The organism is Paraburkholderia aspalathi (assembly GCF_905220735.1).
Classification (GTDB): Bacteria; Pseudomonadota; Gammaproteobacteria; order Burkholderiales; family Burkholderiaceae; genus Paraburkholderia; species Paraburkholderia aspalathi.
Map to the genome: position 1 here is coordinate 1,692,745 of NZ_CAJNBA010000001.1, position 26,105 is coordinate 1,718,849.

Annotated in this window: 26 protein-coding genes; 16 read left to right on the forward strand and 10 right to left on the reverse strand. The window is 61.5% G+C overall.

Features of this window, described 5'->3' with window-relative positions; all coding sequences use genetic code 11:
* Positions 1–39 precede the first annotated feature (39 nt).
* Both KHO30_RS07490 and KHO30_RS07495 read right to left on the reverse strand, forming a co-directional pair.
* Positions 40–348, reverse strand: coding sequence for a DUF4148 domain-containing protein (locus KHO30_RS07490; protein ID WP_054039092.1), 309 nt, complete (start codon positions 346–348; stop codon positions 40–42).
* A gap of 223 nt (positions 349–571) precedes the next feature.
* Positions 572–1,576, reverse strand: a complete 1,005-nt coding sequence (locus KHO30_RS07495) for a LysR family transcriptional regulator (protein WP_211700461.1) — start codon at positions 1,574–1,576, stop codon at positions 572–574.
* A gap of 174 nt (positions 1,577–1,750) precedes the next feature.
* Between KHO30_RS07495 and KHO30_RS07500 the strand changes: the two genes are divergently transcribed.
* The 10 genes from KHO30_RS07500 to KHO30_RS07545 all read left to right on the forward strand — a co-directional run bounded on the left by KHO30_RS07500 (position 1,751) and on the right by KHO30_RS07545 (position 16,028).
* Positions 1,751–2,605, forward strand: a complete 855-nt coding sequence (locus tag KHO30_RS07500) for an alpha/beta hydrolase (RefSeq protein ID WP_093634909.1) — start codon at positions 1,751–1,753, stop codon at positions 2,603–2,605.
* Between the two features lie 45 nt (positions 2,606–2,650).
* Positions 2,651–3,862 (forward strand): efflux RND transporter periplasmic adaptor subunit, encoded by a 1,212-nt coding sequence (locus KHO30_RS07505; protein ID WP_093634717.1) that lies wholly within the window; start codon positions 2,651–2,653, stop codon positions 3,860–3,862.
* A 74-nt stretch (positions 3,863–3,936) separates the two neighbouring features.
* Positions 3,937–7,122, forward strand: coding sequence for an efflux RND transporter permease subunit (locus KHO30_RS07510; RefSeq protein ID WP_200618265.1), 3,186 nt, complete (start codon positions 3,937–3,939; stop codon positions 7,120–7,122).
* Positions 7,123–7,135: 13 nt separating this feature from the next.
* The gene (locus KHO30_RS07515) at positions 7,136–8,767 is read left to right on the forward strand and encodes an efflux transporter outer membrane subunit (RefSeq protein WP_200618266.1); all 1,632 of its coding nucleotides are present in this window, start codon (positions 7,136–7,138) and stop codon (positions 8,765–8,767) included.
* Between the two features lie 389 nt (positions 8,768–9,156).
* Positions 9,157–9,996, forward strand: a complete 840-nt coding sequence (locus KHO30_RS07520) for a MetQ/NlpA family ABC transporter substrate-binding protein (RefSeq protein ID WP_211700462.1) — start codon at positions 9,157–9,159, stop codon at positions 9,994–9,996.
* Between the two features lie 42 nt (positions 9,997–10,038).
* Positions 10,039–11,454 (forward strand): LLM class flavin-dependent oxidoreductase, encoded by a 1,416-nt coding sequence (locus tag KHO30_RS07525; protein WP_211700463.1) that lies wholly within the window; start codon positions 10,039–10,041, stop codon positions 11,452–11,454.
* Between the two features lie 13 nt (positions 11,455–11,467).
* Positions 11,468–12,625, forward strand: a complete 1,158-nt coding sequence (locus KHO30_RS07530; RefSeq protein ID WP_211700464.1) for a methionine ABC transporter ATP-binding protein — start codon at positions 11,468–11,470, stop codon at positions 12,623–12,625.
* Positions 12,618–13,274 carry a methionine ABC transporter permease gene (locus KHO30_RS07535; RefSeq protein WP_211700465.1) on the forward strand — a complete coding sequence of 219 codons (657 nt, stop codon included), beginning with the start codon at positions 12,618–12,620 and terminating at the stop codon, positions 13,272–13,274. Before KHO30_RS07530 ends, KHO30_RS07535 begins: the two co-directional genes overlap by 8 nt.
* Positions 13,275–13,418: 144 nt before the next feature.
* Positions 13,419–14,639 (forward strand): acyl-CoA dehydrogenase family protein, encoded by a 1,221-nt coding sequence (locus KHO30_RS07540; protein WP_211700466.1) that lies wholly within the window; start codon positions 13,419–13,421, stop codon positions 14,637–14,639.
* A 60-nt stretch (positions 14,640–14,699) separates the two neighbouring features.
* Entirely contained in the window at positions 14,700–16,028 is a 1,329-nt protein-coding gene (locus tag KHO30_RS07545; RefSeq protein ID WP_093634709.1) for an Nramp family divalent metal transporter, read from the forward strand.
* 173 nt (positions 16,029–16,201) lie between these two features.
* Here KHO30_RS07545 and flhC read toward each other — a convergent pair whose 3' ends face one another.
* The 7 genes from flhC to KHO30_RS07580 form a co-directional block, all read right to left on the reverse strand.
* Positions 16,202–16,771, reverse strand: a complete 570-nt coding sequence (gene flhC, locus KHO30_RS07550; RefSeq protein WP_054039111.1) for a flagellar transcriptional regulator FlhC — start codon at positions 16,769–16,771, stop codon at positions 16,202–16,204.
* Between the two features lie 14 nt (positions 16,772–16,785).
* Positions 16,786–17,106, reverse strand: coding sequence for a flagellar transcriptional regulator FlhD (flhD, locus tag KHO30_RS07555; protein ID WP_028194930.1), 321 nt, complete (start codon positions 17,104–17,106; stop codon positions 16,786–16,788).
* A 520-nt stretch (positions 17,107–17,626) separates the two neighbouring features.
* Entirely contained in the window at positions 17,627–18,850 is a 1,224-nt protein-coding gene (locus KHO30_RS07560; protein ID WP_211700467.1) for a YeeE/YedE family protein, read from the reverse strand.
* A gap of 134 nt (positions 18,851–18,984) precedes the next feature.
* The gene (locus KHO30_RS07565; RefSeq protein WP_211700468.1) at positions 18,985–19,515 is read right to left on the reverse strand and encodes a GNAT family N-acetyltransferase; all 531 of its coding nucleotides are present in this window, start codon (positions 19,513–19,515) and stop codon (positions 18,985–18,987) included.
* Positions 19,516–19,600: 85 nt separating this feature from the next.
* Positions 19,601–20,479, reverse strand: coding sequence for a helix-turn-helix domain-containing protein (locus KHO30_RS07570; RefSeq protein WP_211700469.1), 879 nt, complete (start codon positions 20,477–20,479; stop codon positions 19,601–19,603).
* A gap of 177 nt (positions 20,480–20,656) precedes the next feature.
* Entirely contained in the window at positions 20,657–20,959 is a 303-nt protein-coding gene (locus KHO30_RS07575; protein WP_054039070.1) for an addiction module antidote protein, read from the reverse strand.
* Positions 20,956–21,327 carry a type II toxin-antitoxin system RelE/ParE family toxin gene (locus KHO30_RS07580; protein WP_093634906.1) on the reverse strand — a complete coding sequence of 124 codons (372 nt, stop codon included), beginning with the start codon at positions 21,325–21,327 and terminating at the stop codon, positions 20,956–20,958. The genes KHO30_RS07575 and KHO30_RS07580 overlap by 4 nt, the downstream gene beginning before the upstream one ends.
* A gap of 293 nt (positions 21,328–21,620) precedes the next feature.
* On the opposite strand from KHO30_RS07580, the gene KHO30_RS07585 reads away from it, so the two are divergent.
* From KHO30_RS07585 to KHO30_RS07610, 6 genes are all read left to right on the forward strand, one after another.
* Positions 21,621–21,989: a nuclear transport factor 2 family protein gene (locus tag KHO30_RS07585; protein ID WP_211700470.1), complete on the forward strand. Its 369-nt coding sequence runs from the start codon at positions 21,621–21,623 to the stop codon at positions 21,987–21,989.
* A gap of 30 nt (positions 21,990–22,019) precedes the next feature.
* Positions 22,020–22,280 (forward strand): hypothetical protein, encoded by a 261-nt coding sequence (locus tag KHO30_RS07590; RefSeq protein ID WP_093634707.1) that lies wholly within the window; start codon positions 22,020–22,022, stop codon positions 22,278–22,280.
* A 121-nt stretch (positions 22,281–22,401) separates the two neighbouring features.
* Complete coding sequence (locus tag KHO30_RS07595; RefSeq protein ID WP_054039064.1) at positions 22,402–22,866, forward strand: RbsD/FucU family protein; 465 nt, start codon at positions 22,402–22,404, stop codon at positions 22,864–22,866.
* 34 nt (positions 22,867–22,900) lie between these two features.
* Positions 22,901–23,308 carry a VOC family protein gene (locus KHO30_RS07600; protein ID WP_211700471.1) on the forward strand — a complete coding sequence of 136 codons (408 nt, stop codon included), beginning with the start codon at positions 22,901–22,903 and terminating at the stop codon, positions 23,306–23,308.
* 210 nt (positions 23,309–23,518) lie between these two features.
* The gene (locus tag KHO30_RS07605) at positions 23,519–23,950 is read left to right on the forward strand and encodes a DoxX family protein (RefSeq protein ID WP_211700472.1); all 432 of its coding nucleotides are present in this window, start codon (positions 23,519–23,521) and stop codon (positions 23,948–23,950) included.
* Positions 23,951–24,014: 64 nt separating this feature from the next.
* Positions 24,015–24,287 (forward strand): hypothetical protein, encoded by a 273-nt coding sequence (locus tag KHO30_RS07610; protein WP_093634704.1) that lies wholly within the window; start codon positions 24,015–24,017, stop codon positions 24,285–24,287.
* A 126-nt stretch (positions 24,288–24,413) separates the two neighbouring features.
* Here the strand turns inward: KHO30_RS07610 and KHO30_RS07615 are convergent, their stop codons facing one another.
* On the reverse strand, positions 24,414–25,976 hold the full coding sequence (locus tag KHO30_RS07615) for an MFS transporter (RefSeq protein ID WP_425312883.1): 1,563 nt from the start codon (positions 25,974–25,976) through the stop codon (positions 24,414–24,416).
* Between the last annotated feature and the right edge of the window lie 129 nt (positions 25,977–26,105).

A 26,105-nucleotide genomic window follows, 5' to 3' on the forward strand; every position in this document is an offset into this window, starting at 1 on the left:
AATTTCTTTTGGAAACCGAATCATCGCGGCGCATTCGCCTTACTGCCCATTCGCCACGCGAGTAACATCGCCACTAGTCCCTTCCTGCAATGCAATGCGCGCAGCCTGCGTCTGACCAATCAGACCTTTATTCGGATACGACGTACGATTCAACGCAGGCAACGACCCATCGCGATACGCCGCGACCAGCTCAGCGTTAACTTCAGCACGCGTTTTGCCGACGGTAGTCGGAGCAGGCAACGTTTGGTACGTGCCAGCATGCCCAATGCCCCCGCCGTTGCTTTGAGCAAACACCGGTGCGCTGGCAAGCAGCGAAAGAGCCAGACCTGCTAAGAGATTGCGCTTCATGATTCACTCCTGTCGATTCGTTTGCAGCACGAGCGGCGCTGCGACAGGGTGAAATGTAGACTTCGAGGTGATGAGGATAAATCGCACTTTCGCGAAATGAATTGTCGCGAATCTAGAACAATCGTGACGACGTACGCGTTATCCGGTTACTGCAGGGCAACCGCGGCATTAGAGCCGCGGTTGAAATTCACTTTTCCATAATCTGTACTTCAACTCACGCGAATCAGGCAACCCACTCCGTTATCACCGGCGTGTCGGCTATCGGAGCAGATTCGCGTTCTTCGAAAGTACGCTTCGTGCACATCGTGTCGAGACTGCCGCGTCCGCTCAGCAACGGGCAGCGGTCGAACAGCTCGGCAATCCAGTCTACGAAAACACGGACTTTAGGCGACAGATGCCGACTGTGCGGATAGACTGCGGAAATCGGCATCGGCAAAGGTTTCAGCTCCGGCAACACTTCAACCAGCTGGCCCGAACGCAGATGCGGCAGCACCATGAAGAGCGCCGGCTGAAACAGGCCGAAGCCTTCCAGACCGCACGTTACGTAAGCATCGGCGTCGTTCACCGACACAATGCTCTTCATCTTCACTTCGACTTCCTTGCCATCAACCATGAAGGCCCAATCGATCGTGCGCCCCGTGCGGCTCGAAAAATAATTGACTGCTTTGTGATTCTCGAGGTCTTCGAGCGATGTCGGCATGCCCGCACGCTCGATGTAGCTGGGGGCCGCGCATGTCACGCCCTCGAACAGACCGATACGGCGCGCCACCAGCGAGGAATCCTGTAGCGCGCCCACTCGCACCACGCAATCCACGCCTTCCTGCAGCAGATCGACGGGCCGGTCCGTCAATCCGAGCTGCAGGTCGATGTCCGGGTATCGCGTGTGGAATTCACACAGCGAGGGGATCACGAGCAAGCGCCCGATCGATCCCGGCATGTCGATGCGCAGCTTGCCGTGAGGCTTTTTATTGCCGCTCTGGAAGCTGGCCTCGGTCTCTTCGACGTCCGCGAGGATGCGCACGCAGCGTTCGTAATACGCCGCGCCGTCCGGCGTCAGCGACAAACGCCGCGTGGTCCGGTGCATCAAACGCGTGCCGAGGAACGCTTCGAGGTTCTGAATGATGGTGGTAACTGATGCGCGTGGCAGATCGAGCGTTTCCGCCGCGCGGGTAAAGCTGTTGGTGTCGACGACGCGCGTGAACACTTGCATGGCCTGAAGCCGGTCCATTGCAAACCTCCAGAAAGGGGCGGACGCACCGAGCAGGAATCGAATCCGCAGAGCAATCGCATTCGATTGTTCAGGGGCGCCGAATTGTGTTGCCGGATTATAGGCATTTATTTACGAGTCTGCCGAACCCACAATTCGCACCATTGAAGTTCTATGCGCATTGCGCGGCTCGACATGGATGCATTTAAACCGCCGTACTCGTTTGTGCCCGCCGGCAGCGGCCCGGCACAGGCTGACAGCACGGCACTCGACGTCACTGACGTGCAGATCGAAGGGCACGCACAGGACATTACGTTGCGTTTGTACCGCCAGGCACAGAAAACCGCACTGCCGGTATTGCTTTACTTCCACGGTGGCGGATTTACCAAGGGTTCGATCGATCAGGCGGACTTCGCCGCCCGGTATTTCGCAGAACACTTACCGGCGCTGGTCGTTTCGGTCGGTTATTCGCTGGCGCCGCAGTTCCCATTTCCGGCGGCGCCTGAAGACGCCCATCGCGCGGCGCTGTGGGTGCAGACACGAGCACGCGCGTTCGGCGGCAATAGCAAGAAGGTCGGCGTGGCGGGCCACGATGCCGGCGGGCAGTTGGCCAACTGCCTCGCTTTCATCGCGCGTGATCGCGGCGACGTGCGCATTGCGGCGCAAGCGCTGTTCGGACCGATGCTCGATCCAAGCCTGACGCGCCTCGGCGACGAAAAGCGCCTCGGCTCAGATATCACCGCGAAGGAATGCGCGGCGTGTTATCGCGCGTATCTGCCGCAAGCGTCGCAACGCATGCATCCGTATGCCGCGCCGCTCGAATCGTCGCGCCTCGCGGGCCTGCCGGCCACGCTGATCGCGACGGCGCAAAACGACGTGCTGCATGTGGAAGCGGAGAAATACGCGAGCGGTCTGATCGACGCGGGTGTGCTGACCCAGGTGGTCCGCTATCCCAGCGTTTCGCACGCCGCGTTGGCCGACCATCCGCCCGCCTTGCAGGAAGCGGTGCGATTTTTTCAGTGGCGCTTCGATGCACGCGCCCATCGCTGAGACACCAATAAGCAAGACTTTAATCAACGATACCGGGAGCTTCTCATGACCATCCTTCCTCTTTCCCGTCGCCGTGTGGCGATTGCCGTGCTAGCCGTCATCGTGGTGGCCGGGCTGGGTACGTTCGGCGCGATCCGCGTCGACGCGAGCTCGCCTGCTGCGCCGACCATCGTGCCGGAAGTCGACGTGGCCACCGTGGTGCAAAAGACCATCACCGACTGGCAAAGCTATTCGGGCCGCCTCGAAGCGGTCGAAAAAGTGGACGTCCGTTCGCAAGTGCCGGGCACGATCGTGTCCGTCAATTTCAAGGACGGCGCCCTCGTGAAGAAGGGCGACACGCTGTTCGTGATCGATCCGCGTCCGTACGCGGCTGAAGTCGATCGTACCGAAGCACAAGTCGCGGCGGCGCAAGCGCGTACGGGCTATACGCAAAGCGATTGGGAGCGCGCGCAACGCCTGATCGCCGACAACGCGATCGCCAAGCGCGATTACGACGAGAAGCAGAACGCGGCGCGCGAAGCGAGCGCCAACCTGAAGGCCGCGCAAGCCGCCGTCGAAACCGCGCGTATCAATCTCGGCTACACGAAGATCGTCGCGCCGGTATCGGGTCGCGTCTCGCGTGCGGAAATCACGGTGGGCAATGTGGTGTCGGCGGGTGCAAGCGCGGCGCCGTTGACCACGCTGGTGTCGGTTTCGCCGATCTACGCATCGTTCGACGTCGACGAACAAACCTATCTGCAGTACCTGAGCCGCGCGAAGGATGGCAGCAAGGTGCCCGTGGACCTGGGGCTGGCGGATGAAAGCGGCTACTCGCGCAGCGGCACGATCGAATCCGTCGACAACCGGCTGGATACGTCGTCCGGCACGATCCGGGTGCGCGCGCGCTTCGATAACCAGGACGGTGCATTGATCCCTGGTCTCTATGCGCGCGTGAAGGTCGGCGGCAGCGAGCCGCATCCGGCACTGCTGATCGACGACGCCGCGGTGGGCACCGATCAGGACAAGAAGTTCGTGCTGGTGGTCGATCAGAGCAACCACGTCGTGTACCGGGAAATCGCAGTGGGCGGCATGCAGGGCAACCTGCGCGTCGTCAAGGGCGGTTTGCAGGCAACCGACCGGATCGTCGTGAACGGTGTCCAGCGCGTACGTCCGGGCGATGCAGTGCGCGCTCACATGGTGCCCATGACCACCGATCAGGATCCGAACAGCGCGCCGCTTGCGCAGACGCGAGCAAAAGCAGCGGACAAGAATTCGTGAGTCTCGTGCGCCGCGCTTGGCCAGTCACGTTGACCGGCCGTAGCAGGCGCATGCTCCAACGTTAAGAGCTTCCCATGAACATATCCAAATTCTTCATCGATCGACCGATCTTTGCCGGCGTGCTATCGGTATTGATCCTGCTGGGGGGCATTATTTCGCTCTTCAAGCTGCCGATTTCGGAGTACCCGGAAGTGGTGCCGCCTTCGGTGGTGGTGCACGCGCAATATCCGGGCGCCAATCCGAAAGTGATCGCGGAGGCCGTTGCGGCGCCGCTTGAAGAGCAGATCAACGGCGTTGAGAACATGCTGTACATGCAGTCGCAAGCCAATAGCGACGGCAATCTCACGCTGACGGTGACCTTCAAGCTCGGCACCAATCCGGACCTGGCGACGCAGCTCGTGCAGAACCGCGTCAACCAGGCGCTGCCGCGCCTGCCGGAAGACGTGCAACGGCTTGGCATCACGACCATCAAGAGTTCGCCGACGCTGACGATGGTGGTCCACCTGATCTCGCCGAACAATCGCTACGACATGACGTACCTGCGCAACTACGCGTTGCTCAACGTCAAGGACCGCCTGGCGCGGATTCAGGGCGTCGGCGAAGTGCAGTTGTGGGGTTCGGGCGACTACGCGATGCGTGTCTGGCTCGATCCGCAGAAAGTCGCACAGCGCGGTTTGACGGCGACCGAAGTGGTCAACGCAATCCGTGAGCAGAACATTCAAGTGGCAGCCGGTGTGATCGGCGCATCGCCTTCGGTGCCGGGCACGCAACTGCAGTTGTCGGTGAATGCGCGTGGTCGTTTGAAGACTGAGGGCGAATTCGGCGACATCATCGTCAAAACTGCGCCGGATGGCGGCGTGACGTACCTGCGTGATATCGCACGCGTCGAACTGGCGGCGTCGGAATACGGCTTGCGTTCGCTGCTCGACAACAAGCCTGCTGTGGCGCTCGCTATCAACCAGGCGCCGGGCGCGAACTCGCTCGCGATTTCCGACCAGGTTCGTTCCGCGATGAAGGAACTGGCGGAAGACATGCCGGCAGGCGTCGAATACAAGATCGTTTATGACCCGACGCAGTTCGTGCGCTCGAGTATCGAGGCGGTGATTCACACCCTGCTCGAAGCGATCGCGCTGGTGGTGATCGTGGTGATCGTGTTCCTGCAGACGTGGCGTGCGTCGATCATTCCGTTGATCGCAGTGCCGGTGTCGATTGTCGGTACGTTCTCGTTGCTGCTGGCGTTCGGCTTCTCGATCAACGCGTTGTCGTTGTTCGGGATGGTGCTGGCCATCGGGATCGTGGTGGACGATGCGATCGTGGTGGTGGAGAACGTCGAGCGGAACATCGAAAATGGGCTCAGTGCGCGCGATGCGACTTATAAGGCCATGCAGGAAGTGAGCGGGCCGATTATCGCCATCGCGCTGACGCTGGTTGCCGTGTTCGTGCCGCTCGCTTTCATGACCGGCTTGACGGGTCAGTTCTACAAGCAGTTCGCGATGACCATCGCGATCTCCACGGTGATCTCGGCGTTCAACTCGCTGACGTTGTCGCCGGCGTTGTCCGCGATGCTGTTGCGTGGCCATGGTGCCAAGGAAGACTTCCTGACGCGTGTGATGAATCGCGTGCTGGGCCGCTTCTTCAAGGGCTTCAACAAGGTGTTCCATCGCGGCTCGACGGAATACGGCCGTGGCGTGAAAGGCGTGCTGCGTCGTAAGGGCGCGATGCTCGCGGTCTACGCGATCCTGCTGGGTGCAACGGTGCTGATCTCGCGCGTCGTGCCGGGCGGTTTCGTGCCGGCGCAGGACAAGGAATACCTGATTGCGTTTGCGCAATTGCCGAACGGTGCATCGCTGGACCGCACGGAAAAGGTGATCCGCGACATGAGTGCGATTGCCTTGAAGCAGCCTGGCGTGGAAAGCGCGGTGGCGTTCCCTGGTTTGTCAGTGAACGGCTTCACCAATAGTTCGAGCGCGGGCATTGTGTTCGTCACGTTGAAGCCTTTCAAGGAGCGTGGCAACAAGAAGCTCTCGGCCGGTGCGATTGCCGGTGCGCTGAACCAGCAGTACGGCGCGATCAAGGATTCGTTCGTCGCGGTGTTCCCGCCACCTCCGGTGCTGGGCTTGGGTACGCTGGGCGGCTTCAAGATGCAGTTGGAAGATCACGGCGCGGTGGGCTATGCGGAGTTGAACAAGGCTGCGGAAGCGTTCGTGAAGAAGGCAGCGCAAACGCCTGAACTCGGACCGACGTTCTCGAGCTATCAGATCAACGTGCCGCAATTGAACGTCGACCTGGATCGCGTAAAAGCCAAGCAACTCGGCGTGCCGGTCACGGACGTGTTCAACACGATGCAGATCTATCTGGGCTCGCTGTATGTGAACGACTTCAACCGCTTCGGCCGTGTGTATCAGGTGCGGGTGCAGGCTGATGCGCCGTTCCGTCAACGTGCCGACGACATCCTGCAACTGAAGACGCGCAATGCTGCAGGTGACATGGTGCCGTTGTCGTCGCTGGTGACGGTGACGCCCACGTACGGTCCGGAAATGGTGGTGCGTTACAACGGCTATACGGCTGCCGACATCAACGGTGGTCCGGCGCCGGGCTTCTCATCGGGCCAGGCGCAAGCCGCGGCCGAACGCGTGGCGGCGGAAACCTTGCCGCATGGCGTGAAGCTCGAATGGACCGACCTGACGTATCAGCAGATCATCGCCGGCAATGCGGGCCTGTGGGTGTTCCCGATCAGCGTGCTGCTTGTGTTCCTCGTGCTGGCCGCGTTGTATGAAAGCCTGACGCTGCCGCTCGCGGTGATTCTGATTGTGCCGATGAGCGTGCTGTCCGCGCTGACCGGTGTGTGGCTCACGGGTGGCGACAACAACATCTTCACGCAGATCGGTTTGATGGTGCTGGTGGGGCTGTCGGCGAAGAACGCGATTCTGATCGTCGAGTTCGCTCGCGAACTCGAACATGACGGGCGTACGCCGCTGGCTGCGGCAATCGAGGCGAGCCGCTTGCGTCTGCGGCCGATTCTGATGACGTCGATCGCTTTCATCATGGGTGTGGTGCCGCTGGTGCTCTCGAGCGGAGCGGGTTCGGAGATGCGTCACGCGATGGGTATCGCGGTGTTCTTCGGCATGCTCGGCGTGACGCTGTTCGGCCTGATGCTGACCCCTGTGTTCTATGTGGTGCTGCGTACGCTGGCGGGCGGGACGATTCACGTCGCGCAGAAAGACGCGCCGCACCTTGGTGCGCCGGTGACGGACGCCTGAGGAGAAAATAATAATGAAGCGTTTTGAATCTTTAAGCGGGTGGGGCAGAGCGGCTGCCAGCGGTTTGCTGCTGGCATTGCTCGCGGCCTGCTCCGTGGAGCCCACGTATAAGCGGCCCGACGTGGATACGCCGGCTGCGTTCAAGGAAACGCCGACTGCTGCGTCGGCTGCGTCCGGAGCGTCGGCTACATCGGCTACCTCCGCCGCATCGCCGCAGGACACGGGCACCTGGAAGCAGGCTCAGCCCGCCGACGACGCGCATCGCGGCGAATGGTGGACGATTTTCGGCGACCCGCAGTTGAACGCGCTGGAAGAACAGGCGGCTGCCGCGAATCAGGACTTGAAGGCGGCTGCAGCGCGCGTGCAGCAGGCGCGTGCGGTGACGCAGGCGGCGAAGTCGGACTGGTTCCCGAAGTTCGACGCGGGCTTCGGCCCGACGCGTGAACGGGCTTCGGCGGCCTCGCAGTTTCAGCCGGATAGTGCGGGCGGGACGAACGGCACGATTTGGCGTGCGCAGGTTGGCGCATCGTATGAAACCGATCTGTTCGGGCGGGTTGGTTCGAACGTGAATGCGTCGCGGGCGGACGAGCAGCAAAGTGAAGCGTTGTTCCGGTCTGTGCAGTTGTCGCTGCAGGCTGATGTTGCGCAGAACTACTTTCAATTGCGCGAGCTGGACACGGATCAGGATCTGTATCGCCGTACCGTGGCGTTGCGCGAGGACACGCTGAAGCTGGTCGAACGCCGTTTCAAGGAAGGCGATATCGGCGAGCTGGATGTTTCGCGCTCTCGCAACGAACTGGCGAGTGCGCGTGCCGATGCAGTTGGTGTGGCACGTCAGCGCGCGGCCTCCGAGCACAGCCTGGCGATTCTGCTCGGCAAGCCGCCGGCGGATTTCTCGTTCGCGGAGGCACCGCTCGTGCCGGTGACGGTGCGTGTGCCGCCAGGTTTGCCTTCGGCTCTGCTCGAACGTCGACCGGACATTTCGGCGGCGGAGCGGGCGATGATGGCGGCGAATGCGCGGGTCGGTCTGGCGAAGTCGGCGTTTTTCCCGAAGCTCGATATCACGGGTGCGGCTGGTTTTGAATCGGCGACGCTGGGCGATCTGTTCAAGTGGTCGAGCCGCGCGTTTATTCTCGGGCCATTCGCCGGTACCGCGCTGACGTTGCCTTTGTTCGACGGTGGCCGCCGCAAGGCAAACCTCGCGCAAGCTCGCTCGAAGTACGACGAAGATGTCGCGCAGTATCGTCAACAGGTGCTGGTGGCGTTCCGTGAGGCCGAGGACAACCTTGCCGATCTGCGTTTGCTCGACGATCAGATTCGCGAGCAGAACGATGCAGTCGTGGCCTCGCAACGCGCGGCGCATCTGTCGCGCACACAGTACACGGAAGGCGCGGTCAGCTATCTGGATGTGATCGACGGCGAGCGGCAGGTGCTGACATCGCAACTGCAGGCGAGCCATCTGTCGGGTACGCAGGCGGTGGCGACGGTCAATCTGATTCGCGCGCTGGGCGGCGGCTGGGGTGATGTGAAGCCTGCGGGCGATGAGGCGGTGGGGGCGGTCGCGCCGGCTTCGGGTGCGGTTGGTGCGTCTGCTTCTACGTCTACGTCTGCTTCTGCGTCGGTGGAACAGGTGGCGAAGCGCTAAGGTTTAGGTTTAGGTTTAGTTTGTTGGCTGGTGAAGAACGCCGGGTTGCGCGAAAGCGCGGCCCGGCGTTTTTTCTTTGGTGACGTGGTGTGCCTGCTCCATGGGGCAAGCCCCAAATCATTTTTCCGGCTTTCCTTCCAAAAATCCGTTCGTAGACCGCCGGTTTCCCGCCGTCTATGATGATTCGCACCTCATCTGGAGAGAGGCGATGACCTGTCCGACCTGCCGCTGTCCGCGCTGATCCGCCCGCGCGTTCTATCGCTGCCGCACGCCGGTTAAACCGCGTGCTGCAGATTTCTGTTGTCCGACCGATTTCGGCGCGCCTGCCCGCATGCCGCGGGACCGGCTCGCCTCGAAACACACCACGCCCCCATCCTAACGAGTTCACCATGCGCATTTCTCTGACCACTGCACGGCGTTTTTTCAAGGCGCGGACGCTGACGTTCCTCGGCGCGTTCGGCCTCGCGCTAACGTTGTCCGCAACGCCCGCGATCGCGGCGGACACGCCCACGCTGAAAATCGGCACTTCCACCAGCCCGCAAATCGAGGCGCTCAAAGTCGCCGCGCGCGAAGCGAAAGAGCAAGGGCTGGACGTGAAGATCATCGAGTTCACTGACTGGAATACGCCGAATGCGGCGCTCGCCAACAAGGATATCGACGTCAACTATTTCCAGCACATCCCGTTTCTCGAGAACGCAAAGAAGCAGGGCGGTTATAACTTCGTCGCAATTGCACCGGGCACGATCATGAAGATCGGCCTGTATTCGAAAAAGATCAAACGCTTCGATGAATTGAAAGACGGCGCCACCGTTGCCATCGCTAACGATCCGGTCAACGGCGGTCGTGGTCTGTTGTTGCTGCAACGCGCCGGTCTCATCAAGCTGACGCCAGGCATTGACTATCGCGCTACGACGCTGGACATCATCGACAACCCGAAGCACCTGAAGATCGTTCAGCTCGAGGCCTCGCAATTGGCCCGCTCGCTCGACGACGTCGATCTCGCCCAAGGCTACCCGAGCTTCATCAAGCTCGCGGGCACCACCGACCCGAATAGCGCATTGTTGTTCGACGGTCTGGAAAACAAGAACTACGCGATCCAGTGGGTCGTGCGTCCGGAAAGCGCAAATGATCCGCGTATCCGCAAGTTCATCTCGATCTATCAGCATTCGCCCGCTGTGCGCGCGGCGCTCGACAAAGCCTTCGGCAGCCTCTACGCCGTCGCCTGGTAAGGCGCGCCGCTAGCAACGTTGCAACCAGCAAGGAGCCGCACGATGGCGAAGAAAAAGATCCTGCTGAACGCGTTCAATATGAATGCGGTCGGTCACATCAATCATGGTCTGTGGACGCATCCGCGCGACCGTTCGGCGCATTACACCGACCTCGACTACTGGACGAGCCTCGCGCAAACGCTCGAGCGCGGCAAGTTCGACGGGATCTTTCTCGCGGATATCGTCGGCGTATACGACGTTTATCAGGGCAGCCCGGAAACTCCGTTGCGCGAATCGGTGCAGATTCCGATCAACGATCCCTCGCTGATCGTGCCCGCGATGGCACACGTGACGAAGCATATCGGCTTCGGCGTCACGTCGAATCTCACTTACGAGCCGCCGTACCTGTTCGCGCGCCGCATGTCGACGCTGGATCACCTGACGAAGGGCCGGGTGGGCTGGAACATTGTCACCGGCTATCTGGACAGCGCCGCGCGCGGCATGGGTCTCGCGCAACAGATCAGCCACGACGACCGTTACGATCGTGCGGACGATTACATGGACGTGGTCTACAAGCTATGGGAGCAAAGCTGGGAAGACGACGCGGTAGTGCGCGATCGCGAGGCGCGTATCTTCTCGCATCCTGACAAGGTGCATCGCGTGAAGCACGACGGTCCGTACTATTCGATCGACGCCATTCATTTGAGTGAGCCGTCGCCGCAACGCACGCCGGTGCTATATCAGGCGGGTTCGTCGAGCCGGGGCGTCGATTTCGCGGCGCGTCACGCGGAATGCGTGTTTGTCGGCGGGCAGAACAAGCAGCTCACGCGCTCCATTGTCGACGACATTCGCGCACGGGCGGTTAGCTTCGGCCGCGCGCCGGACGATATCAAGATCTTTGCCGGCATCACCGTTGTAGTCGGTGAAACAGAACGCGCTGCGCAGGAAAAATTCGAAGAGTACCGGCGTTATGCGAGCGCTGAGGGTGGCATTGCGCATTTCTCCAGTTCGACCGGCATCGACTTCTCACAGTACGAACTGGACGAGCCGATTTCGTATGTGAAGACCGAATCGATGCAATCGGCCGTTGAAGCGATTTCGAAGAAGAGCGTGAGTGGTGTATGGACCAAACGCAAGGTGCTCGAACAGATGACGCTCGGCGGCCGCGCGAAGCCCGTAGTCGGGTCGCCGCAGCAGATCGCGGACGAGCTGGTGTCGTGGATAGAAGAGGCCGGCGTTGACGGATTCAATCTGACGCGCACCGTCATGCCCGAATCGTTCGAAGACTTCGTCGACCTGGTGGTGCCGGAATTGCAGAATCGCGGCGTCTACAAGGAAGACTACGATCCGGCGCCGACGCTGCGCGAAAAACTTTTCGGCGGCGGCCGCGCGCGACTGCCTGAGGTGCATGCCGGCGCGCAGCATCGGCGTAATGTACCAATTACGCAAAGCGGCGCGCGATCCACCGTGGACGCTTGAGAGGAACGAAGCCATGGCTCATCTTTTTGACGCGCCGCAATTCATTGAAGACGCACCGTCTCTCGCCTTGAATCGTGATGCGGCCGATGCCGCGCAAGAAGCCGTGGTATTCGACGACGTGGGCAAGGTGTTCGCTAACACTCGCGGTGTGTCGACTGCGGCCCTGGCGAACATCACGCTGAAGGTGGCGCGAGGTGAAGTGTTCGGCATTATCGGCCGAAGCGGCGCAGGCAAATCGACCCTGCTGCGGCTCGTCAATGGTCTGGAAAAACCGAGTTCCGGCGCCGTGCTTGTGAATGGCGTGAGTGTCGGCGAGCTCGACGAACGCGGGCTGGTCACGCTGCGGCGGCGTATCGGCATGGTGTTCCAGCACTTCAATTTACTCTCCGCGAAAACGGTGCGCGAGAACATTGCGTTGCCGCTAAAAATCGCCGGCGCGCCTAAAGCTGCGATCGACAAAAAGGTTGACGCCTTGCTCGAACTGGTCGGCTTGTCGACCAAGCGCGATGCCTATCCGGCGAGTTTGTCCGGCGGGCAGAAACAGCGCGTCGGGATTGCGCGCGCCCTTGTGACCGACCCGGACATACTGCTGTGCGACGAGGCGACCTCCGCACTCGATCCTGAAACGACGCAAGCCATTCTCGCGTTGTTGCGCGATATCAATCAGCGGCTCAACCTGACCATCGTGCTGATTACGCACGAAATGCAGGTCATTCGCGAGGTCTGCGATACGGTGGCCGTGATCGAGCGTGGTGAAGTGGTGGAGACGGGGCCGGTATGGCGCGTATTCGGCGACCCACAGCATGATGCGACGCGCGCGTTGCTGCGGACCCTTGTGCATGATCTGCCTGCGGATCTCGCCGCGCGCGTCAAACCGTTGCACGAGATCGAACAAGCGGATGCGCAGATTCTGCTCGACGTGCGCTTCACCGGCAACGATGCGCGTGAGCCTGACCTGGGCGGGTTGACGTCCGCATTGAGCATTGAAGGTGGCCGCGTGAGTTTCGTGCATGGCGGCATCGACCGGATTCAGGGGCACGCGCAGGGGCGTCTGGTAGTGTCGGCGGAGGTGCGCGCGGACGCGGAAGGCACGGTGCAAAAGCAAATCGCGACACTGCTCGAGCGTGCGCGTCACTATGCCAATCACGTCGAGGTGCTCGGTTATGTCTGATCTCTGGCTCTCGGAACTCGCAGATGCCATTCGCGACACCATCGTCATGGTCGGCGTATCGGCCTTCGTTGCGGCGCTGATCGGAATTCCCCTTGCACTGGTGCTGGTTACCACCACACGCGGCGGCATCTTTGAAAAGCGTGTGGTGAACAGCACACTCGGCGCGCTCGTCAATGCGTTCCGCTCCACGCCGTTCATCATTTTGCTGGTCGCGCTGTTGCCGCTCACGCGTTTGCTGATCGGCACGACGATCGGCGTATGGGCTGCCATCGTGCCGCTCAGCATCGCAGCGATTCCTTTTTTTGCGCGCGTGGCCGAAGTGAGCTTGCGCGAAGTGGACCGCGGTTTGATCGAAGCCGCGCAGGCAATGGGCGCGCAGCGCCGGCATATCATCCGGCATGTGCTGCTGCCTGAAGCGCTGCCGGGCATTCTCGGCGGCTTCACGATCACGGTGGTGGCGATGATCGGTTCCTCGGCCATGGCGGGCGCGGTGGGCGCCGGTGGTCTCGGCGATCTGGCGATCCGCTACGGCTATCAGCGTTTCGATACGACCGTGATGGTGACGGTGATCGTATTGCTAATCGTGATCGTGACGGCGGTGCAGTTTGTCGGCGATCGCTTCGTGCGACGGCTTGCGCAACGCGCATGATCTTCGCCTTTCGCCCGCTATTTGCATGACGAATACGCGCTTGCGGCCCACGTTTTCAGCGCTGACGCCACGGTCTATCATCCTATTTGCGACGCTGGGCGCAGCGAGACTCCCGCTCGCCAAACTTCTCCACGTGGACATTGCATGAACGAACCTCGACATCCCGAGGCGCTGCAACCGCTGCAACCGCTGCAACCGCTGCAAACCGGCGCTGCGCCTGTGGTGCGCGATCTGACCGGCTTGCTCGATGCGTTGCGCGCCAGCGCGGCTCAGCGCGATCGCGACGGCGGCCACGCCGCGCAGGAAAAACAATGGATCGCCGACGCAGGGCTGCTCACGCTCGCCGTGCCGCGTGAATTCGGCGGTTCCGGCACGCGCTGGCCCGAGATCTACGAGACGATCCGCCAGATCGCGCGAGTCGACAGTGCGCTCGCGCATCTGCTTGGCTTCACGTGCCTGCAGGTGGTCAGCGTCAATGTATGGGGCAACCCGGAACAACGTGCCCGCTATCTGGGCGGCACCGTGGAAGAGCGCTGGTGGTGGGGCAATGCGGTCAATCCGCTCGACACGCGACTCGTTGCAAGCGCAACCGCCGACGGTGGCTATCTTTTAGATGGGCAGAAAGGATTTTGTTCGGGTACGCGCGGCTCGCACATGATGACGGTTTCCGGGCACGATCCGGTCGCCGGCAAAGCGGTGTTCGCGGTGGTGCCAACCGCGCGTGAAGGCATTACCGTTCACGAAGACTGGAATCCGATCGGTCAGCGGCAAACCGATAGCGGCAGCGTCTCCTTTGTGCAAGTCAAGGTTGAACCGCACGAGGTGCTGGAGCGGGCCGACACCTCATACGCGAGCCTCCGCACGCTGATCTCGCAGCAGGTGCTGATCAATCTGTTCGTCGGCATCGCGCAGGGCGCGCTCGAAGAAGCACGCGCCTATGTCACGCAGTACGGCAAGCCGTGGATATCCTCGGGCGTCGAAAAAGCCACCGACGATCCTTACCTGATCCAGCGCTTTGGCGAGATGCGTCTGCAGGCGGTGAGTGCGGAAGCGCTGGCAGTGCGTGCCGCCTACGCGCTCGAAGACGCATGGCAACAAGGCCCGACGCTGGACGCCGAAACCCGTGCACAGGTGGCGCTCGCCACCTCGGAGGCGAAAATCGTCGCGCACCGCGCCGCGCTCGACGTCAGCGAAAAACTGTTCGATGCCTGCGGCGCGCGCGCCACCCACGCGCCACTCGCGCTCGACCGCTTCTGGCGCAACGCTCGCGTGCATACGCTGCACGATCCACTCGACTATCGCGTACGCGACGTCGGCCGTTATGCGTTAAGCGGGACATTGCCGGAAGTTTCTTTGTACACTTGAGGCGGTTCGCGGCGGCCTGCATGAGGCGTCGCGGTTTATCCCCTTCAAGAGACCACCGGCTTGCAGTTCAAATTACCGACCACCGCAACGGCGCCGTTTTGCCCATCCGAGGTGCAAGGCACGGTCGCCGTTACGCAAGGCGCGCCGTTCTGGAAAAAAATCCTGCAATTCGCGGGGCCAGGCCTGCTGATTTCGATCGGCTACATGGACCCCGGCAACTGGGCCACCGATATCGAAGCGGGCTCACGTTACGGCTACAGCCTGCTGTTCGTCGTCATGCTGTCGAGTCTTGCGGCGATGGCGCTGCAATGTCTGAGCATGCGGCTCGGCATCGCCACCGGGCGGGACCTCGCGGAATTGTCGAGACTGCGTTACTCACCAGGTGTCGCGCGCTTTCAGTGGCTGCTTGCCGAACTGTCGATCGTGGCCTGCGATCTGGCCGAAGTGCTCGGCGGCGCGCTGGCTTTCCACCTGCTCTTCAAATGTTCGCTGACCACCGGCGTGTTGCTGACCGCGTTCGACACGTTGATCGTGCTCGGCCTGAAGGGCAAGAATTTTCGCGACCTTGAAGCGATCATGCTGGGGTTGATCGCAACGATCGGCGTCGGTTACATCATCGAACTGGCGCTGGTGAAGCCGCATTGGCCGTCAGTCGCGCAAGGACTGATTCCTTCGTGGCAGGCACTCAGCAGCCGCGAGCCGATGTATCTGGCGATCGGCATTCTCGGTGCGACCGTGATGCCCCACAACCTCTATCTGCATTCGTCGATCGTGCAGACCCGCGCGGTTAAACGCGACTCGGCCAGCATCCGCTCGGCGATCGGCATGTCGCGCATCGATACGATCGTCTCGCTGATCATTGCGCTGCTGATCAACATGGCGATCCTGATTCTCGCGGCGGCTGCGTTCCACGCGACCGGCCACAACCAGGTTACCGAAATCGAAGACGCGTACAAGCTGCTGGCGCCGATCGTCGGCACCGGTTTCGCGGCGGTGCTGTTCGCGATCACGCTGCTGGCGTCGGGGCAAAGTTCGACCTTCACCGGCACGGTGGCGGGGCAGGTCATCATGGAAGGCTTCCTGAAGCTGAAAATTCCGTGCTGGCAGCGGCGCTTCATCACGCGGGCGCTCGCCTTGATTCCGGCGCTGATCGGCGTGCAGATGATGGGCAACGGCGCAGTCGGCAAACTGTTGGTCGCAAGCCAGGTTGTGTTGAGCCTGCAACTGCCGTTCGCGCTTTATCCGCTGATCCGCATGACCAACGATCGTTCTCTGATGGGCGAATTTGCCAACAGGCTGCCGACGCGGCTCGTCGCCTGGTCGCTGTTCGTGGTGATCAGTGCGGCGAATCTGTGGCTGGTGGTGCAGACGGTGGGACTGGTCGGCTGATGCGGCAAAGGGGGGTAGCGGGGTAGCGCCTGGTGCCTGGCGTCGGTTGCTAGATGTGAGGTGTCCGCGTCAGGCCGAGAACCACACAAAAAAAAGTCCGCGGGATGGCGGACTCTTTCCAAGGTGCTTCGGTTCGAATCAGGCTGGACCGGCCCTCATCGATTCCACTTAACTCAGGCGGCTTGCGCGATCTGCGCTGCTTCGAGCGCTTCCTGACGAGCGGCGGCCGCCTTTTTGGTCTTGCCGGCGCGCGATGGCGGTTGGCATGCGCCACACACCACGTTGTGTTGGAGGTCGTGCTTGTGCGCGACGAACTTGCCGGTGCAACGGCAGCATTTGGTCAGTTGCAGGATGTCGGCGTCGAAGAAACGCACCAGCGTCCATGCCCGCGTGAGATCCAGCACCGGTTCGGAGTCGCTGTGCTGGCAATGTTCCAGATACAGGCGATACCCTTTGGTCAGCGCATCCAGGTGCGAGCAACGCGCTTCGTTCTTCAGGAACAGGTACGTGTTGTAGAACAACGACGCGTGGATGTTCGCCAGCCACGTCATGTACCAGTCCGCTGAGAACGGCAGCATGCCCTTGGGCGGCGACACACCTTTGACCTCGCGGTACAGGCGGATCATGCGGTCGCGCGAAAGCGTCAACTCGCTTTCGAGCACCTGCATGCGCGCGCCGAGTTCAATCAGCGCGATGGCACGGAATACTTCTTGTGCGTCTTCCGTCAGGCTACGCTTGAGCATCGCGGTCACCTCGATTAAGCAAACTGCTCAGCAGGCTGGCCTGCAAGCAGGATTGCCGCGTGAGTCGGTGCAACTGCTGCGTGCTTCGTCGTTTGCGTCAACGCCGACAACATCGAGTGGTCGTTGAAGCGGAAGAAGCATAAAAGCTGATCGGAAGCGGCCAGCTTGACGATCTGCGCGAGCGACAGCCCGGCTAGCAAATCAGCCAGTTCCGACGACAGTCCCAGTCGGAACATGCCGACCGGTTTGTCCTCACGCAACATACGTTGCGCGAGCATGATGTAAGACAAGTTGATCTCGCGGATTGAATCCAGCGTCTCGCTGCTACGGTCCATTTTCTGTTTTCCGAAGCCCCGAATTACTAAGTCGGCTTTTTTTGCCGTTATGTCTTTTATGCCTCGCCGGAAACGTTGTCCTCCGGCTACATGTCACCACCTGATACAGATGGCGACTTTTTGATACATCGCGTTACATTTCGTAACAGCTTGGGACGAATTGTATGAAGGGCAAAACAAGAAATCAATCCCTTCTCAAAAAAATATCTCAAAAAGATACATCAAATTTCGGTAAGTCTTTCACGGTCCTGTAATAGACGATGCTTAGCGGGTTTTTTGCGGCCTCGGAATTTCGTCTGATCCATGAAAACCCTTGTGTAGTGGGCTTCAGAGTCATCCATCTGAGCAATGGCGTGTACCCGGTCGAGAACCGGAAAATCATGACGGAATCAGAAAGGAAATAGAAAGCGAGCCCAATTGAAAGTAATAAATACCGTTCGTTGGAACTGCAATGGGGACGAATCAGACGTGTAACATGTTGATGCGGCCCCAGTTACAAACGAGGCCGCATTTGTAACTTCTAGCAACCGTTTGCGCGGATCCGTTCGACTTCGAGGCCGAACAGCGGGCGCAAGCGGGTGCCGAGCACGTTGCCGGCGAAGGCGGCGACCAGCCACAGCCAACCGTGCAAGCTGCCTGACACGATGCCGCTGAAATAGGCGCCGATGTTACAACCGTAGGCCAGACGGGCCCCGTAGCCGAGCATCAGGCCGCCGACCACCGCCGCGATCAGCGAGCGGGCCGGCACCTTCCAGACCGGTGCGTAACGGCCGGCCAGTGCGGCGGCCGTCATGGCGCCGAGGATGATGCCGATGTCCATCACCGTGGTGACGTCATGTGTAACAGGAGCGGCCAGTGCGCCGGCGTTGGCGTGAGAGGCCCAATACGGCCAATTGGCCACGTTGATGCCCAGTGCGGCAAATATCTTGGCGCCCCACAGCGCAAACGCCGACGTCACACCCCATGGGCGACCGGACAGCGCCAGCGTCGCGAAGTTGAGCAGGACCAGCGCGATTGCACCGACGAACAACGGCCACGGACCGTGCAGCCATGGCGACGCGTGCGGCGGACGCTGCGGCTCGTCGACCAGCCCGCCATGGCGGCGCCGTTCGACCCATACGGTGAGCGCCGCGATCGCAGCGAACATGAGCAGATTCAGCGCGATCGCCCAGCCGAGACCGAGCGCGGTCACCATCGAAAGCGGTTTGAGAGACGGCAGTGCGGTCCAGAACGGCATATGAGCGGTCGCGACAACCGAACCGATGACGAACGCCGCCAGCGTGACGATCATGCGCGTGCTGCCGCCGCCTACGGTGTAGAGCGTGCCGGACGCGCAGCCGCCGCCCAGCTGCATGCCGATGCCGAACATGAAGGCTCCGACCAGCACGGATGTGCCGGCCGGTGCGACGAGGCCGACCACCGGCCGGCCGAACAGCGTACCCGCGGCGAGCGCCGGAAAGAACAGCAACACGCCGAGCGCCAGCATCAGCATCTGGGCGCGCAGACCCGCGCCGCGGCCGTCGGCGATAAAGACTCGCCACGCCGAGGTAAAACCGAACGCCGCGTGATAGAGCGACAAGCCCAGCAAGGTGCCGACGATGTAGAGCGCTGCCTGACGACCGCTCACGGTCTGTGCCAGATAGACGGCGCCCAGCGCGATAAGAAGGAGTGCGGCACCTAGCGGTTTCGGATTGATGTCGAAACGGCGTGGTACACGCGGAAGGGAAGTGGCAAGGTCGGACATGGTGTTTGACTGGCGAGCGGCAAATCGAAGATAGCCCGAGGGCGGCGGATAAGCCGCTTCGGGGTTGGTGCAGCGGAAAGGTGATTGAAAAAGATAGCACGTATCGCGCGTTGAAGCAGGGCACCCGAAAGCCGTTACATGAAGCGCGCCATCAGATCAGCATCGTGAAACACGCCGCCGACGTTCAATGCTTCCACCTCGCAACCATATTTGCGAAAGCCAAGCGACTCATAGAGTTTGCGTGCCGCTTCGTTGCGGCTACCCACCATCAGCTGGATTTGCCGTAGACCTTCTATCTGCGCCGCTCGCGCCAGCAACTCATTAAGCAAGGCGCGCCCGACTCCGCGGCTCGCTGCTTCCGGCGCGACATACATACCGACGACGGAAGCCTTGTGCCTTTCCTTGTCGCTCTGGTTACGAAGCAATCCCACTACACCGATCAATGGCGTATTAGCCGATTCATAAGCACCGAGCAAAAAATCACCTTCGGCTGCGCGTGTGCCTTCCAACATCGCATCGTGCCGAGCGGCGCCCTTGGCCACCGCGTCCTCGTAGCTTTGACCGAACGACTCCGGATGCGCCTTCAGCCCGCGCAGGCGAAGCTGAAAGTAGGCGTCGCGGTCGGCGAGACCGAGTTGGCGGACCAGTAGGGCGTTGTTGATCAAGTGTGGCTCTCCGTGTGGTTTGAACGATGCTGCAAGCGGGAACAATTCAGCTTTCGATATTGCGCTCCAGGTTTCTGTGGTGCTGCTATGACTTCACAGCTTCAGCCCCTTGGCCTTCGGCGCGCTGGCTCGCGGCAAACTCACGCAGCGCGGCCGCGGTTTCCTGATCGGCGGGAAAGAACGCTTCAATAGCAAGCTCCGACAGTGTGACATCTACCGGTGTGCCGAACACCGTGGTCGTGCTGAAGAACGACAGGACGCCGATCGGCGTGCGCAACCGCAGCGGCACGGCGATCTGATTACCTACCGTGTCGTCGTGGTCGGCCGCTTCCGCGCCGGGTGGAGCGGGATATGCAGCGAGTTCGTCGCGCAGTGCGCTTAACGTGTCGTCACCGCTCACCTCGATTTGTCGCTGAAGCCGGGACAGCGCGTGCGCCCGCCAGGCATGCCAGTTGACGATCGACGCCGCGATGCCTTCCGGATGCAAGCTCAATCGCATCGCATTGACCGGCGGTTTCATAAGCTCAGGGCTTGCGCCTGCAAGCAGCGGCGCAAGCGCATTGTTCGCGGCAACGATGGTCCAGTGACGGTCGATCGCGAGAGCCGGATACGGCTCGTGACCTTTGAGCACCAACTCAACTGCCTCGCGTGCGGCGGCTAACTGCGGGTCCGTCAACGGGCGTTCGCGGAACAGCGGCGCATAACCCGCCGCAATCAGCAGTGCATTGCGCGCGCGCAGTGGCACGTCGAGCCGCTCAGCGAGGTGCATGACCATTTCCCGGCTAGGCACCGCACGGCCTGATTCGACGAAGCTCAGATGCCGCGTTGAAATATCGGCTTCAGCGGCGAGCAGCAACTGACTCATTCTTCGCCGCTGCCGCCATTCGCGCAGCAGATCGCCGACCGTGCGGCTTGCTGTCGGCCCGTTCGACGGGATGGTTTGTGCAAGAGAGAGTGTGTTCATGTTGCCGATGATAGCCAAAGCGCGTTAGCGATCCATTACCTGACAGGTAATGGAATACCCCGGGAATACCCGGGAATGCTAGGCAATACCGTGGAATGTCCGAGAAAGCGTAGGAGCACCCACGAATACGCAGCTCATTCAGGGCGTCACCCCAGGCGACAACACGCCAGGCGCGAATCAGGCGGGCGCTACGCCTTCCGGCACGGCGTTGAGTTTGACGCCCAGCGCGCGCAGCAATTTGAACACCGTGTCCATGCGCGGTTTGGAGCCGGGCGCGAGGGTTTTATAGAGGCTTTCGCGCCCGAGTCCGGCGTCCGCCGCAACCTTCGCAATGCCGCGTGCTTTTGCGATGTCGGCGATCGCGGCGAGGAGCAGGTCGGCGTCGCCTTCTTCCAGCGCTGCGTTGAGATACTCGGCGATCATCTCTTCGCTATCGAGGTAATGCGATGCGTCGAACCGTGCGGTTTTGACTTTGCTCATGACAGTTCCTTTCTGATGTCTGCCCACATTGATTTGGCATGCCTGATGTCGGCTGGCTGCGTGGATTTATCGCCACCGCAGAGCAGCAGGAACACCATGCGCCCTTCGCGCGCGAAGTAGACCCGATAGCCGGGACCGCAATCGATGCGCATCTCGGACACACCGTCTTCCAGCAGCTTGACGTCGCCGAAATGACCTCGCTCAGCACGCCGGACTCGTACCAGGATTTTGGCCCTCGCTCTCAAGTTTGCGAGGCCGGCAAGCCAGTGGTCGAATTCCTCGGTGCGCTTGACCGTGTACACAGGCGGTGAACCGATTTGTTGATGAGTGTATCCCGTTGGATACGGTCTTGCAAGTGTGAAAACCATATTAAAAAAGCGGCTTGTGTCCGCGCCCATTCAGTTCGTCACATGCCGCGAGTCGACGCTGCGCGGCCCCCAATTCCGCCATGAGGTTAGCGGCTGACGAAGTCGGTGACGATTCAGCCAAATGGCCTATCCGGTGGGCAAAACAGCGCGGTTCTTCACGCCGGTGCATCTCGATGCTTACCTCCAACGTAATCGACGCGCTGCGCTCGAGCCGTCAATCTTCACTCCGAGCCCGCCGCATACAACGTGTCTGCCGAGCGTAGTGCTCAGTCATGCCAATCAAGGAGTCTGAGATGAATGCGCATACCGATCTGATCGACCGTTACTTCGACGCATGGAATGAAACCGATGCAGTACGCCGCCGGGAACTGATCGCCGCGACATGGACCACCGATGCCGACTATCGCGATCCACTGCTGGCAGGCGCGGGCCATGAGGGCATCGACGCGATGATCCGCGCGGTGCATGAACGCTTCCCGCATCACACGTTTCACCGCACGACGGAAGTCGACGGTTTCGCGAACCGCCTGCGTTTTTCGTGGGCACTCACCACGCCGGCCGGCGAGGCGATCGTCAAGGGATCCGACTTCGGCGTGCTCGACACGCACGGCCGCTTGCAGGCGGTGACCGGTTTCCTCGACCAGGTCCCTGCCGCTACCTGAGCTCACGCAGTCTTTTTCACGGAGACGATCATGCACGAGTCCGTTGCCGTCACGGCTCCCGGTACTGTCCTCACGGTCACGCGCCTGTCGGGCGCTGTCGACGCGCTCTCCAGCGCGATCGCCGGCTTTGCTCTGCTGGCCGGCACGCGCGCGTTCACCTTCACAGCGTTGCTGGCCTGGCGCGAGCCGGTGCTGGGCGGCGCGGGTCTCGTGCTGCTCGCATTGGTTGGATGGTTGCGGTGGCGGTGTCGCGCAATGCCGCTCGCCGCATCGTGCGGGAAAGCGGATTGACGGTGAGCCGCCGGCAACGGACCGTGCGCCACGGTCTTGCTACAATCGATCGCGACGCGCCACAAGGACAATCCGCTCGAATCCGGGTGGCCGGCGGCCAATCGACCCTCAAGGAGACACCGTGCTGAAGAATCTGGACCCGCTGCTGAATGCCGATGTGCTGCATGCGCTACGCTCGATGGGGCATGGCGACGAACTGGTGGTTTGCGACGCCAACTTTCCGGGCGCGTCCGTTGCGCAGGAGACGGTGTTGGGCAAGCTACTGCGTCTCGATGGCGTGAACGCGCCGCGTGCCATTCGCGCGATTCTGTCGGTGATGCCGCTGGATACCTTCATCGAGCGCCCTGCGTCGCGCATGGAAGTGGTCGGTGAGCCGAATACGATTCCGGCGGTTCAGCGCGAAGTGCAGCTCGAGATCAATGCGGCGGAAGGGCGCGAGGTGCCGTTTGCTTCTGTTGAACGTTTCGCTTTCTATGAGCGGGCGCGCAAAGCTTATTGCGTGATCGCAACCGGCGAAGAGCGCGGTTACGGCTGCTTCGTTTTTACGAAGGGTGTCCTGCTCGCGCCGGATGCGCCGCAGCAGTAGCACCTCATAGCACCTCACGACGGTGACGAAATCCATGAGCTTCTCGATAGACAGTCTCGATCATCTCGTTCTGAATGTCGCTGACGTGGAAGCCAGTGCGGCCTGGTATGCACGCATGCTCGGCATGCGGCGTACCGAGTTTAAGTCGCGCACCGGCACGCGCGTGGCGATGACATACGGCAATCAGAAGATCAACTTGCGTCCCGCGGATGCGGACACGGTCGCATGGTTCACCGGGCGTGAGCCGGTGCCGGGGAGCGCCGATCTGTGTTTTGTCACCACCGCGAGCCCCGCTGAGGTTAAAGCTCACTGGCTCGCTCAGGGTGTCGAGATAGAAGCCGGCCCGGTTGAACGCGACGGCGCACGCGGCAAGATGACCTCGGTGTATTGCCGCGATCCGGATGGCAATCTGATCGAGGTCGCGACATATCCCCGCGCTTAGGCACGACGTCGATACTGTCCGTGGCGTGCACGATCGGGCACGCGCTGTGCGCTCGGACACTGTTTTCCTTCCCTTGAGACGGCGCAGATTGCGCCGTTCATGCCGGCCCACGCTTGGAAAAGGCGGGCAGCGCACCTATTCTCAGATGCAAAGTAGGGAACTGCGGCCGTCTGGCCGGGTCTGCTGCTTATTCATTTACAGGAGCCCCTCATGACGCGTCCCGTCGATTCCGGCGTGATCCTCATCGCGCGTATTGCCCTTGCCGTGCTGTTCTTATGGGGCGGTGTGATGAAACTGCTGGGCTATGCGGGCTTTGTCGGCTATCTGAATGCGAAGGGAGTGCCGCTCGTCCAGGTCGCCGCACCGATTGCAACGGCGGTCGAGGCAATCGGTGGCCTACTGCTGATCGTCGGCTTCAAGATCCGCCCGCTCGCGCTCATCATGGCCGTCTACACCGTGGCAACCGCAGTGCTGGGCCACGATTTCTGGAATGTTACCGATCCCGCTTTGCAACGCGACATGGTGATCCACTTCTGGAAAAACATCGGTATCGCGGGTGGTTTCCTGCTCCTGTTTGTGACCGGAGCGGGCCGGATCAGTATCGACGGCGCACGCTCGCCACGCGGCGGGCTGAATCTCTGATCACGCAATTGAGGTAGTCTGTGCAGGTCGCTTTTGATTGTGGCTGTAATCAAGGGAGCAAATAATGATTCAAAGCTTTGAGCAAACCATTGGCGGCAAGGTCACGCAGTTGTGCGCAAGTCTCGGCGAAGGGCCTACGCCGCATCGCGTCATCATCAGCCTTGCCGATTCGGCGAAAACGCTGGTGGTTCTGGATGCATCGGGTCTTATCAGCACGATCAAGGCCGAAATCGAGCAGCCGGAAAAACTGATCGCCGACGCGATCACCAAGGCGCAAAACGAAGGATTGATCGAACGCGCGATCGACACCGGCACGATTCAGGAAGCTCCGCTGTAAATACGTGCGGAGGCAGCGCGAGTTGTATCGCGCCTGCTGGCGCCGTATAAGCGTTGAAAGAAGACTCCTGCGATGCCTAAGCATCGTGGGGTCTTGTTTTGCACTCAGGTTGAATCGGTGCGATGTTCAGTGCGATTTGCCAACTTGCCCACGACAAGTCCCGTGCGGCCTCAAGGCCGACGCCTGCGGCTCCGGATGGACAAGGCAGCCCGTTACGCCACCAACCACCAGCAAACCGACCGAAATGGCCGTCGCGGCCTGCATCCCGGCGACGATCTGCGTGGCAGCCGCGCCGCTCGCCAATGCGCCGAAGGCAGCCACACCCACCGCACCGCCGGCTTGCCGGGCGGTATTCAGCACGGCGGACGCAGTGCCGGCGCGCTGCGCTTCGACGGAAGCCAGCACGGCGGTCGTCATCGCCGGAACCGCGAGACCCATTCCGGACGGAATTAGCAGGAACGGCAACAGCAAGCCGATGAGCGGCGTGGACACATCGACGAAATGCAGCAGGCCGTAGCCGAGCCCCGCCGTGATTGCGCCGGCGATCATCGGCACACGTACGCCGAAGCGCCCGACCACCCAGCCGCTCGCCACGTTCGAGAGCAGAAAGCCGCCCGTCAACGGCAGGAACGCGAGGCCCGCCTGCAGCGGGGTGTAGCCGCGTACGCGCTGCAAATACAGGCTCAGCACGAATACCATGCCGTAGTACGTCAGATTCACGCAGATGCCGAACAGCACCGCCGCATTGAAGGTGCGCTTGCTGAATAGCGAGAGCGGCAGCATCGGTGCTTCGACACGCGATTCCACGACGATAAAGGCGGCGGCCGCGATCAGAGCGAGTATGAAACCGCAGGCGACCAGCGGATGGCTCAGCCCCAGCGGCCGCCATTCGATCACAGCGGCGACGAAGGCGGTGAGCGCGACGATCGCAAGGGCCTGGCCGCTCAGATCGATGCCACGGGGGATTGCTGTGGTCGTAGCCGATGCTGTTGCTGTAGCGCCAGTTGCAGTTCTTGCACCAGTGCTCGCCGTTGTCTCAGCCCCCGTGCGAGTTTCAGTCGTAGCAGGAGGCGAAACCGCTCCTTGCGTATCTTTCCGCGCGGACCCAGACCGCGGCACCCAAAGCAAAGTCGCCAGCAAACCGGCTACGCAAATCGGCAGATTGACGAGAAAGATGCTGCGCCAGCCGAATGCCGCGATCAGCACACCACCGACCACCGGTCCGGCCGCGATCGAAATCGCGCCCGCGGCGGTCCACAGTCCGACGGCGCGTGCCCGGAGCTTCGGATCGTGGCCGTATGACTGATTGAGTAGCGCCAGCGAGTTCGGTAGCATGGCGGCGGCGCCGATGCCTTGCACGGCGCGTGCGGCGACCAGCATGGTGGCATCGAGCGCGAGTCCGCAGGCGAGCGACGCGAGCGCAAACAGCACGATGCCGGCCGCGTACATGCGCCGTGTGCCGAGCCGGTCGCCGAGCGCGCCCGCCGAAAGCATCAGCACGGCGAACGCGAGCGTGTACGCGTCGACGACCCATTGCAGGCCAGCAACGTCTGCATGCAGGTCTGCGCCGATCTTCGGCAGAGCGATGTTGACGATGGTCACGTCGAGTTGCGTGACGACGAAGCCGATGCTGACGGTCGCAAGGACGCGGCCGAGGGCCGGCGAGACGGGGGTATGGGAAGAGTTCATGAGACACATCGTAGGCCGATGCGGCGCACGATGTTTCGGTCCGGCGTGAAGTGTCGATGTCGCCGGAATTGCCGGAGAGGCTGAGCGTGAAGCCGATGGAAACAACGGCGCACCAGGCGATGCGCCGTT